Annotated in this window: 7 protein-coding genes; all 7 read left to right on the forward strand. The window is 42.3% G+C overall.

The genetic code is table 11. The annotated features are described in order from the left end of the window. Positions 1-880 precede the first annotated feature (880 nt). The 7 genes from ACTQ53_RS16430 to ACTQ53_RS16460 all read left to right on the forward strand — a co-directional run bounded on the left by ACTQ53_RS16430 (position 881) and on the right by ACTQ53_RS16460 (position 10,718). Positions 881-1,711: a GLPGLI family protein gene (locus ACTQ53_RS16430; RefSeq protein ID WP_441934302.1), complete on the forward strand. Its 831-nt coding sequence runs from the start codon at positions 881-883 to the stop codon at positions 1,709-1,711. Between the two features lie 37 nt (positions 1,712-1,748). Beyond that, positions 1,749-2,582 carry a GLPGLI family protein gene (locus ACTQ53_RS16435; RefSeq protein WP_441934303.1) on the forward strand — a complete coding sequence of 278 codons (834 nt, stop codon included), beginning with the start codon at positions 1,749-1,751 and terminating at the stop codon, positions 2,580-2,582. Between the two features lie 31 nt (positions 2,583-2,613). Further along, a complete protein-coding gene (locus ACTQ53_RS16440) occupies positions 2,614-3,456 on the forward strand; it encodes a GLPGLI family protein (RefSeq protein ID WP_441934305.1) in 843 nt (280 codons plus the stop codon). A gap of 47 nt (positions 3,457-3,503) precedes the next feature. After that, complete coding sequence (locus tag ACTQ53_RS16445; protein ID WP_441934307.1) at positions 3,504-6,140, forward strand: carboxypeptidase-like regulatory domain-containing protein; 2,637 nt, start codon at positions 3,504-3,506, stop codon at positions 6,138-6,140. A gap of 138 nt (positions 6,141-6,278) precedes the next feature. After that, a complete protein-coding gene (trmB, locus tag ACTQ53_RS16450) occupies positions 6,279-7,049 on the forward strand; it encodes a tRNA (guanosine(46)-N7)-methyltransferase TrmB (protein WP_022121261.1) in 771 nt (256 codons plus the stop codon). 190 nt (positions 7,050-7,239) lie between these two features. Continuing rightward, positions 7,240-8,133 carry a Fic family protein gene (locus ACTQ53_RS16455; RefSeq protein ID WP_441934309.1) on the forward strand — a complete coding sequence of 298 codons (894 nt, stop codon included), beginning with the start codon at positions 7,240-7,242 and terminating at the stop codon, positions 8,131-8,133. A gap of 230 nt (positions 8,134-8,363) precedes the next feature. After that, positions 8,364-10,718, forward strand: coding sequence for a beta-glucosidase (locus ACTQ53_RS16460; protein WP_441934311.1), 2,355 nt, complete (start codon positions 8,364-8,366; stop codon positions 10,716-10,718). The last annotated feature ends 535 nt before the right edge of the window (positions 10,719-11,253 follow it).

Genomic DNA, 11,253 nt, shown 5'->3' on the forward strand with positions numbered 1-11,253 from the left:
TTTACGGCAAAAATTAATGAGAGACCAAGAAAGAAATTGAATTTCTCAACACCAAAGGAGTGCTTTTACAAAAACATTTCGTAATTTTGCACTTGCTTGTTGAATTCGCGACCATTGCTTATATGATGCGTTTTAAAAAAAATGATGAGGGTGAAGAGAGGTGAAGAGTGGTGAAGAGTCAGCTCAACTCTTCACCGTCATAAGTGTCCCACACACAAAAGCTTACATTATGAATGTGAAGAGTGAAGAGTGTTTTTGCAAGTAGCTTCCTATGCATCGGGTGTTTGAACAATCTGTGAACTCTTCCGTCTTTTCTTTACCTTATTAATATAAATTATGCTTCAAGAAAAATGTAATTTAGCCAACTGAGGAAACAAAAAGTAGCCAACTGAGGAAACAAAAAGTAGCCAACTGAGGAAATAAAATCCGGCCAACTGAGGAAATATCGAAAAAAGTGGTATCTTTGCACACGTAATCAAATATTTGAAAAGATGGTGTTTATGTTGTTCCTATCGGGTGTTTGAAAGATTAAGACAAGGCTTATTCTACTTCTTGCCTGGTAACGGTACTAAGTTGCATCAGCGTTGTGTATGAACGAAGAAAAGTTAAAATAATTAAGTTAAATTAGAAACACGGACAACTTGAATTTGTCCGTGTTATTTTCTTTGCTTTTATCTCTATGTTTTCCACTTCGGAACTCATAGACTTAGGAGTCATTATGTGAGAAATGATGTAAAAAGTTTGGCGGTTTGAGCAATTTTCGGTAATTTTGCACCGAGATCATTTTAATTAACTGAACCCACTTAAAACAGACCTTACTTTTTAAAGTGGGCTCAGTAAATGACAAAGGTGACTCTTTAAATTTAAAGGTTATATTATTATGGTTGTTAAGAGATTTTTTATAAGTATATCGGTATTATTCTTTTATGCACTTTTATTGCAAGCTAAGAATGAGGTTATAGATCATGGGCAATTTTTGTGCTCATATTATTATTGTTATTCGAAAGATACGATAAAGAATGATGAGAAAGAAGAAGATTTACTCTTTCTTTCTATAGGGAAGAATGTCTCTAAATGTTACAGCTATTATACGTATCAGTCGGATTCTTTAAAATCTACAGCGGATGGCAAAGCAAAGTTTCGTGCATTGTTTAAAGAAGCGTTAAAGCGAGAAGGGTATATGACTAATTCTTTTCCACATCGCAGAATGACGGCGTGCGTCTATAAGAATTATCCGCAGAATATGATGACGGTAACGGACAATCTGATGTCTCAGTATTATGAATATAGTGATAGCCTGGGTGTACAGAATTGGGTTGTAGAAGGTGATAGCATTAAAAACATATTAGGCTATAACTGCCAGAAGGCAACCTGCAGATTCCGTGGTCGCTCTTGGACGGCATGGTTTGCCTTGGATGTTCCTATGAGTGATGGCCCTTGGAAATTTTGTGGACTTCCTGGTTTGATTATGGAAGTGTATGACAAGGGGAGACAGCAATATTTTTGCATCAAGGGATTGCAGAAGGATGCTGGCACGCCTATCGTTTATGATGTTTTCAATAGAAAACGGATAAAGACAGACCGGAAAGCTTTTCTGAAGTCTGAATATAATTATTTTCATAATTCAAATAGCATAAATGAGGCTACGTCAGGTATATCCTTAGGTCTGTCAGACGAAAAACGTAACTATGACTTGATAGAAAGAGAATAGAATCAAAGAGTATCTTTATTTTAAACAAGGAAAAGTTATGGAGAAAATGAAAAGTTTGGTGGCATTAACAATCTTAGCCTATATGGGGATAGAATGTTGTTATGCCCAGAAAAAAATAGATGAAGCTTATCTGAAATGTCAATATGATTATACCTATATACAGGATACTTTGTCTGGAAAAACAGCCAAGGATTGGTTGGTGCTGCAGATAGGTAAAAATATGTCCAAATGCTATAGTTATTATAGTATGCAGGTAGATTCTATTTTTGCTTCTCCTGATAGAGATGTAATACTGCGCCAGCAGATAAATGCTGCGATAGGTAGTAAGACCGAGTGGCCTCATAAAAGGATGAAAGCCTATGTGTACAAAAACTATCCGCAAGGAAAGATGACTGTAACAGATGGTTTACTGATGCAAGATTATATTTATGAAGATACTTTATATGCTCAGAATTGGGTAATACAAGATTCTTCTAAATTAATCTTGGGACATGAATGCCAAAAGGCAGTCTGTCAATATCGTGGTCATTGTTGGACTGCTTGGTTTGCTATGGATATTCCAATAACTGACGGACCTTGGAAATTATGTGGATTGCCGGGACTGATCTTGGAGGCTACTACGGAAGATAATAGCCATGCCTTTAAACTTCTTGGCATGGAAAAGGTGTCAAAGGAGCCGATTGTCTTTAGCAAGACTTACGTTGGAAACAACAAATTTGAGAAGACTACATTTGAAAAATTCTTAAAGGAACAATATATATTTCTTTTTGGAGATTTCCAGTCACAAACGCAACTACAGGGCATTGATATTCCCCAGATAGAAAAAGTTGGGTCTAAAAAGTGGAAATATAAGCCATTAGAATGTTTGTAAAATATAAATAGATATATAGTATTGAGAAATTATGAAGAGAAAGTGTTTCATATTTCTATTTTTAACTTTTTATCTTATTGGGTTTGCCCAAAATAAGAAGATAGATACGGCTAATATGCTGTGTAGCTATGTATATGAATATCTTACGGATACGCTGTCTGGAGAACAACTTCGTAAGGAAGATTTGCTCTATCTGCAAATCGGAGCGGAGTGTTCTAAATGCTATAGCTATTATACTTATCAGTTAGATTCTCTGATGGCTTCTCCTAATGGCGATAAACTATGGGATAGCTTCTTGACGGAAGCGATAGGGAAAGGACTGAAAGGGAAGCAATTGCGCAATGCCATACCCCATCGCAGAATGACTGCTACCATTTATAAGAATTATCCGCAAGGGGAAATGACCATTACAGATTTCCTGTTGGGGCAATATTATCTTTATGGAGATTCCCTGAATGCGCAGGAATGGAATATGGAAAATGACAGCACGAAGATGGTGCTCGGTCATGAATGCCAAAAGGCTACCTGCTGCTTCCGGGGAAGACAATGGACAGCCTGGTTTGCCTTGGATGTTCCTGTAAGTGACGGTCCCTGGAAATTCTGCGGACTCCCTGGCTTGATTATGGAAGTGTATGATAGGGGAAAGCAATACTATTTCTGTATCAATGGAATGCAGCAGGTTAGTGCAAAAACTATTACTTTTGGGGTACAGGACAAGGAATTCAAGCGCTTTCAGAAAACGACAAGAAAGGATTTCCTGCAATCAAAATATAAGTATCTGAAAAATCGGAATAGTATCAACGAGGCTTCAACGGGAATATCTCTGGGTGGCTCGGATGAGGCTCTGAAATATGATCTGATAGAAAAAGAATAAGTATCAACGTAAAGAGAGAACGGAATGGGTTCTCTAGAAGATAATTTATGAAGCAACTGTTTTTATATCTGTGGTTTATCTGTATGAGCACTTTGACCTATGCCCAGCAAGTCACCTTGTCGGGTAAGGTGGAAGATGCCTATACGGGCAACGGACTGCAGGGAGTGATGGTTACCATCCGACCTGCTGCCGGCAATAGAATCCTGAAGTTTACCAAGACGCAGGCAGATGGAAGTTTCCTGCTGTCGCTCAATGCTATTCCGGATGGTCGTAACGTGCTGCATTTCTCGATGATGGGATATGCTGTGAAAACCATTCCTTTGTCGAAGGATACTACTGTATATCATGTACTCCTGACGGAGCAGGCTACAAAGCTGAAGGATGTTGTGGTGAAGGCTCCAAGCATCCGGCAGCGAGGCGATACCATCTCCTACAATGTGGCAAGCTTTGCCGATGCCAACGACAAGAGTCTGGCTGATGTCTTGAAGAAGATGCCGGGAATGGAGGTGTCGGATAAGGGAGAAATCAAATATAACGGCAAGGCTATCAACAAGTTTTATATCGAAGGACATGATATGCTCGGCGGCCGCTATTCCATCGCCACCAACAATATCCATCAGAAGGATGTCGGTTCGGTAGAGGTGATGACCAATCATCAACCTATCAAGGCTTTGGAAGATATGTCGTTCTCGCAAGACCCTGCCATCAACATCAAACTGAAGGAATCTGCCAAGAGCCGTCTGGTAGGAACGTTGAAGGCAGGTGGCGGTATGGAGCAGAAGAAAGGGGAGAAGTTTGGTAAGCTGAATGTCTGGGAAGGCGAGATGTCGTTGATGCGCTTTGCCAAGAAAGCCCAGTCGCTCAATACCTTCAAGAGTAATAATATAGGTACGGATGTAACCGGTGAAGGCAATCTCCTCTTTTCGGATGATGGTACTGGAGTGATGGGAAATTCTTATAATCTGAAAGATTACGTGAATGTTACGCCCGACCAGCTGACGGATATTTCAGACAGCCGTGTGCGTAAGAACCAGACCCATGTTTTCACAACCAATAATCTCTGGGTATTAGGCAAAAATACAGATTTGTCTTCGCAGATAGTCTATACCCACGACCGTCTTCTTTCATCCTCATTCAGTAATACCCAGTATTTCCTGAATGATTCAACCATTTATGATGTAGAGGATGAACAGGCAAAGCAGAAGCAGAACAGATTGGTTGCCGACTTTACGCTGACTTCGAATGGCGAAAAGTCGTATGTTGCCAATCAGCTTTCCACCGACCTGGCTTGGAATGATGTCATGATGGATATTGCCGGCTCTTATCCTAATCATCAGCAGGTCAAGATGCCGAAGTATAAAGTATCAGACAAGCTGGAGCTGTTGCATCGGAGTGGTAAGCGAACTTATACCTTTAACACGTATAATGCTTATATGGTGAATCCGCACTCTCTGACTGTTGATAATTCGCAGCAAACGGCTTATCAAAGTGTTCGTTCGGCAGCATTCTTCAGTCATACCAATACTTCGCTCGGCTTTTTCCTCAAGCCTTTTACCGTAATGATGAAGGTAGGCTTGCAGGTATTGAGCAGAACGATGAAGAGTCATCTGGAGGGAGTACCCGATTCCCTGGGTAATATGCGCAATCAGTTGGGCATGACCTTCTTCCGTGCCTATACATCGCCGGAGGCAGAGTATAACCAGGGTGGCTGGCATATCCGTTTCCAGATGCCTATCACCTTTACACCTTATTATTATAATGATAAGTTGATGGGAGCGAAAGAGAATGCCAGCAAGACACAGGTTGCTCCTCAACTCAGCGTGAGCTATTTCCTCACCGCCCGTTTGCAGGCTACGCTTTCCGGTGGAATCGCTCAGCGGGAAGTGGATGAACAGAATTTCTATCAGGGTCTGCTGATGCGTGATTACCGTAATCTTTATACGGGTTTTGTGGATTATACCGCCGACAAGAGCAAGCATGTTTCCTTCAACATCAACTATAAGCGTCCTCTTGCTACCGTCTTTGCCAATGCCTACATCCGCAAGAGCTGGTCTGACAGTCATCTTACGGTGGCTCGTGATTTTGTGGGTGATTATATCATCAACTCCTATTTCTCCAACAGCAGCAGTTCTGAAAACCTGATGGCTGGTGGAAAGGTAAGTAAGGGATTGGGATTCATGCATGGACTCGTTAGCGTAGGTTTTGATTATCTGAGGTTTGATGGCTTCCTGCGTCAGAACGATTCTCCTTCAGCCTATTCATCTGATAACTATATGTTGTCGGCAAAATGGAGTGGTCGTCCTGTGGATTGGTTCAATTTCACCTATGAGCTGAACTGGGATAAGGATAAGATGGTATTGAAGAATTTGGGTTTCGATTCTTCCTCTACCAATCTTGCCCAGAATCTCACTTTCAACTTCCAGCCATTGAAGTCATGGTTCATCAAGTTGCATGGAGAGCATTATCGCAATCAGATAGCAGATCATCAGCACAAAAATCTTACTCTTGCCGATGCATCCACCAGTTATGGCTTCAGGAATGGTATGGAGTTGAGTTTGACTGCGCTTAATCTTTTCAATCAGCGCACCTACGGCTATACTGTTTATTCTGGGTTGACCCGTACGAGCAAGGAGTATCAGTTACGAGGTAGGACAATACTGATGTCTATGTTCTTTCATTTTTGATGATGGAGGCAACAGTTCTGCCGTTTCTGAAAAGAATTTCCGGTAGATTTGGTTAAATATCAAAAATTATAAATGTAATTGTAATAAGAGTTTTTATAATTTTTGTACCTTTGCACCCAAACGAAGAAAAAAGAATCAATGAGCAAAGGAAAATTAGCTAAGTTTGCGGATATGGAGCGTTTCGAGAACGTGTTCCAGTATCCATATAGTGTTGTAGATGACGTGCCTTTCGATATGAAGGGCAAGTGGCGTGAGATGTATTTCCACAATGATAATCCTATCGTGCTGGAGTTGGGATGCGGCAAGGGTGAATATACCGTGGAACTTGCCAAGCTCTATCCTGAGATGAACTTCATCGGTGTGGATATTAAGGGTGCACGTATGTGGACCGGTGCCAAGAAAGCGATAGAGGAAGGACAGAAGAACGTGGCTTTCCTCCGTACCAACATCGAGATTATCGACCGCTTCTTTGCCGAGGATGAGGTGCAGGAAATCTGGCTCACCTTCTCTGACCCGCAGATGAAGAATCCTCGCAAGCGTCTTACATCTACATACTTCATGAACCGTTATCGCCACTTCCTCGTGGATGGCGGCATCATCCATCTGAAGACGGACTCCAACTTCCTCTTCACCTATACTACTTATATGGTGGATGGCAACCATCTGCCTGTACTATTCCGCACAGAGGACCTCTATCATCAGGAGGGTATCGATGAGGAAACCCGTAAGATTCTCTCTATTCAGACCTATTATGAGAGTATGTGGATAGAGCGTGGCTTGAACATCAAGTATCAGAAGTTCGCCTTGCCACGTGAGGGCGAGCTGGTGGAACCTGATATTGAGATTCCGCTGGATGATTATCGCAGTTATCGCCGTGATAAGCGAAGCTCAAAGGATACAGCGAAGTAAGTTATCGCATTATATATCTAAAAACGCCCAACTGCTGATATGTGGTCGCACATCAGCAGTTGGGCGCTTTTCTTGCCGTTATCGGCAAAAAAGAGGGAGGATAATCGCTTTTTCGTTGTTTTCTTGCCGTTATCGGCAAAAAAGTATTATATTTGCAGTCGAAATACAAACGTAAACTTGCCGATAAAATATGGATTATATATCAGTGAAAGAGTTTGCGCAGAAGTATGGGGTATCAGAACGAACTGCGCGTAATTATTGTGCTTCCGGGAAAATTGAGGGAGTAGTGTTGGTGGGAAAGACATGGAATATTCCTGCCGATGCAACTTTGCCTATGCGTAAATCCAAGAAGCAACAGGTTTCTCCACTTCTTTCTATCCTTCGGGAACAGAAGAATATGAAGCTGAAAGGAGGCATTTATCATCGTACTCAAATAGACTTAACCTATAATTCCAATCATATAGAAGGAAGCAGGTTGTCGCATGAGCAGACCCGTTTTATTTTTGAAACCAATACGATAGGTATTACAGACCAAAGTGTAAGGGTGGATGATATCATTGAGACAACCAATCACTTCAGGTGTATCGATTTGATTATCGAGCAGGCTGATGAGAAGTTGACCGAAAACTTCATCAAGAAACTTCATCTTATCCTCAAGTCAGGAACTTCTGATAGCACCAAAGATTGGTTTATGGTGGGAGATTACAAACGCTTTCCAAATGAAGTGGGGGGAATAGAAACTTGTGAACCGGAAATGGTACACAAGGAGATGGTAAGATTGCTGAAGGAGTATAATGCCAAGAAAGAAATAACGCTGGAAGATATTATCGATTTCCATCAGCGCTTTGAGTCTATTCATCCTTTCCAAGACGGTAATGGAAGGGTGGGGCGACTGATTATGTTTAAGGAGTGCCTAAGCAATGGTATCGTTCCGTTCATCATCACAGATGAGTTGAAAATGTTTTATTATAGAGGATTGCACGAATGGAATCATATTAAAGGTTATCTGATGGATACTTGTCTTACAGCACAGGACTTCTATAAGCGTCTGCTTGATTACTTCCAGATTAAATATCAGGACTAGTCTTAGGTTAGGGATATGTATAGTATGTTATTCTCTTACTATATCTTTTGTTAAATCCGGGAATAATCTTGTTGAATTCAAGAAAAAAAGGTGGAAATGCTTGGTGTTTCCACCTTATTTTATTAAATTTGCAGCAAGTTTTTGAAGAAATGCAGTATTCTAAATGACTGCATGAACCTGAAGAAAAAACTAACAGAATAGTAATAACTAACTAAATAAACGACAAAATGATGAACTACAAGAAATTGGCTCTTACCGTTGCGGCTGGAGCGATGGCAACAACAATGATGGCGCAATCAGCACCTCAGTTGAATGCCAACAACATCGATGAAGTAATCAAGGCGATGACCTTGGAAGAGAAAGCCCAAATCTTAGTGGGTGGTGGTAACGATGGATTCGTGGGCAGTGGCGCTATGCTCGGACACCAGAAGAAGTTCGTGCCGGGTGCTGCGGGTACTACAGTAGCCATTCCTCGTCTCGGTATTCCTACAACTGTTCAGTGTGATGGTCCTGCCGGAGTTCATATCGATGCTCATCGCAAAGGTGACAGCCGTAGCTACTTTGCCACCGGTTTTCCTATCGGAACCTGTCTGGCTTCTACCTGGAACACCGACTTGGTACGCAAGGTGGGTGAGGCTATCGGTAACGAAACCCTGGAGTATGGCTGTGATGTTGTGCTCGGACCGGGTATGAACCTGCATCGCAATCCGCTCTGCGGCCGTAACTTTGAGTATTATTCAGAAGACCCAATCGTAACAGGTCTTATCGGAACCGCCTTTGTACAGGGTGTGCAGAGTCAGGGCGTGGGCGTGAGTGCCAAGCACTTTGCCGTAAACTCTCAGGAAACTGACCGTACCAAGGTGGATGAGCGATTGAGCCAGCGTGCTCTCCGTGAGTTGTATCTGAAGGGTTTCGAGATGATGGTTCGCAAGAGCAATCCTTGGACTATCATGTCTGCCTATAATAAGATTAATGGTGTTTATGCCCAGGGCAACAAGGGGCTCTTGACTGATATTCTCCGCAACGATTGGGGATATAAGGGAATCGTGGAGACCGACTGGATTGGTAAGCGTGCCGACCTTCCTCTGGAACAGGAAGTTGAGGCTGGCAACGACCTGATGATGCCAGGTTATCCAGCACAGGTGCAGGATATTGTTGATGCCGTAAAGAATGGCAAGTTGGATATCAAGGATGTAGACCGCAATGTTCGCCGTATGCTCGAATATATCGTGAAGACTCCTCGATTCAAGGGATATAAATATAGTGGTGAGCCAGACTTGAAGGCTCATGCAGCTATCACCCGTCAGAGTTCTACCGAGGGTATGGTACTTCTGAAGAATGATGCCGCTCTTCCTATCCAGGGCTTGAAGACCGTGGCACTCTTCGGTGTCAACTCTTACGACTTCATGTCGGGTGGTCTTGGTAGTGGAGCCGTTAATGTAGGCTATTCTGTAGATATGGTTACCGGTTTGAAGAACATCGGCGTGGCAACTACTCCTCAGCTTACGGAAATCTATCAGAATTATGTGAAGTATGCCAAGGCTAAGTTGAAGGCAGACAAGAATCCGATGATGTGGTTCTTGGATCAGGGTCAGCCAAAGCTCGATGAAATCGAGATTACTGAGCGCTGTGTAGCTGGCGAGGAGCCAAAGGCAGATGCTGCCATCATCACCATCGGCCGTCAGGCAGGTGAGGGAATGGATCGCCAGATCAATGGTGAGTTCAACCTCAGTCAGATAGAGCAGGATATGATTTTCCGTGTATCTGATGCTTTCCATGCCAAGGGCAAGAAGGTGATAGTCATCATCAACTCTGGTTCTGTGATGGAGACAGCCAGTTGGAGAGACCGTGTGGATGCTATTCTCGTTGCATGGCAGCCAGGTATCGAGGGCGGTAACTCTGTAGCTGATATCCTGACCGGTAAGGTGAATCCATCGGGTAAGTTGACCATGACCTGGCCAATCGCTGCTACCGATCATCCATCTACTGCCAACTTTGCCAAGGATTACGATATGTACACCTACAAGAATCTGTTGGATTGGAGCAAGGGCAATATCAAGGGTTACGACTATAGCAACCACGAGGAGGATATCTATGTAGGCTACCGCTACTTCGACACCTTCAAGAAGAATGTGGCTTATCCTTTCGGTTATGGTTTGAGCTATACTACCTTCGAGTTTGGCAAGCCATCAGTCAAGGCTAAAGGCAACAATATCGAGGTTAGCGTAACTATCAAGAATACCGGTAAGGTTGCCGGCAAGGAAGTTGCTGAGGTTTATGTCACCGCTCCTAAGGGTGCTTATGAGAAGCCTGCCAAGGAACTCAAGACCTTCGGCAAGACCAAGTTGCTGAATCCAGGTGAGAGCCAGACTTTGAAGATGACCCTCGAAAAGCGCGATCTTGCCAGCTTCGATGAGGCCAACAGCCAGTGGAAGGTAGATGCAGGTAACTATCTCTTCAAGGTAGGTAGTGATGTAGAGAACATCAAGGGTACTGCTACATTGAAGGTTACTGAATACACCGAGAAGACAAGCAATGCCTGCGCTCCTAATGTTCAGTTGAACTATCTGAAGCAGAATAAATAATTTTTTCCGCAATTAAGGATTGTGTGTTAATAAGAAAGCCTATCATTTGATTGATTGTCAAGTGATAGGCTTTTTACTAATTAGGAATCTCCGTTCCATTAACGACTAAGTTTACTTTGGCGTTGGATGGTATTTTCGGTTTAACCTTGATAAAGTAACATAAAGGTAACGCCATTTCAACGTGCATGCCGCATTCACAGTAAACAGTAATATTATTGTTGTCCTCTGTATATTCTATTTTCTGAGGTTTGATGCTTGTATAATAACAATATGAAATTATACTATAATTTGAAAAGTCGCCTTCAAGTTCCTTGTTTAGGGTACTTTCCCAGGTGACCAGGTATTGTTGTATGTAATTCTTTAACTCTTCCTTGCTGTTAATAACAGTTTGTGGTAGATTTAAATCATTGTGGGTCGTTTCGTAGTAAGTATCCGCTCAACTCCGTATTGCAAATCTCAAAATAATGTTGTACCTTTGCACGGCGGCATCATTTTTCTAATTTTGAGACAAGAATACGCAATTTAGCCCTCCATC

The organism is Prevotella sp. Sow4_E9_plate, from assembly GCF_052116205.1.
Classification (GTDB): Bacteria; Bacteroidota; Bacteroidia; order Bacteroidales; family Bacteroidaceae; genus Prevotella.

What these genes read in the sequence shown, in the direction of transcription:
- ACTQ53_RS16430 (WP_441934302.1), top strand. Translation starts at nt 881, where the DNA reads ATGGTTGTTAAGAGATTTTTTATAAGTATATCGGTATTATTCTTTTAT.
- ACTQ53_RS16460 (WP_441934311.1), top strand. Translation starts at nt 8,364, where the DNA reads ATGAACTACAAGAAATTGGCTCTTACCGTTGCGGCTGGAGCGATGGCA.
- ACTQ53_RS16445 (WP_441934307.1), top strand. Translation starts at nt 3,504, where the DNA reads ATGAAGCAACTGTTTTTATATCTGTGGTTTATCTGTATGAGCACTTTG.
- ACTQ53_RS16455 (WP_441934309.1), top strand. Translation starts at nt 7,240, where the DNA reads ATGGATTATATATCAGTGAAAGAGTTTGCGCAGAAGTATGGGGTATCA.
- trmB (WP_022121261.1), top strand. Translation starts at nt 6,279, where the DNA reads ATGAGCAAAGGAAAATTAGCTAAGTTTGCGGATATGGAGCGTTTCGAG.
- ACTQ53_RS16435 (WP_441934303.1), top strand. Translation starts at nt 1,749, where the DNA reads ATGGAGAAAATGAAAAGTTTGGTGGCATTAACAATCTTAGCCTATATG.
- ACTQ53_RS16440 (WP_441934305.1), top strand. Translation starts at nt 2,614, where the DNA reads ATGAAGAGAAAGTGTTTCATATTTCTATTTTTAACTTTTTATCTTATT.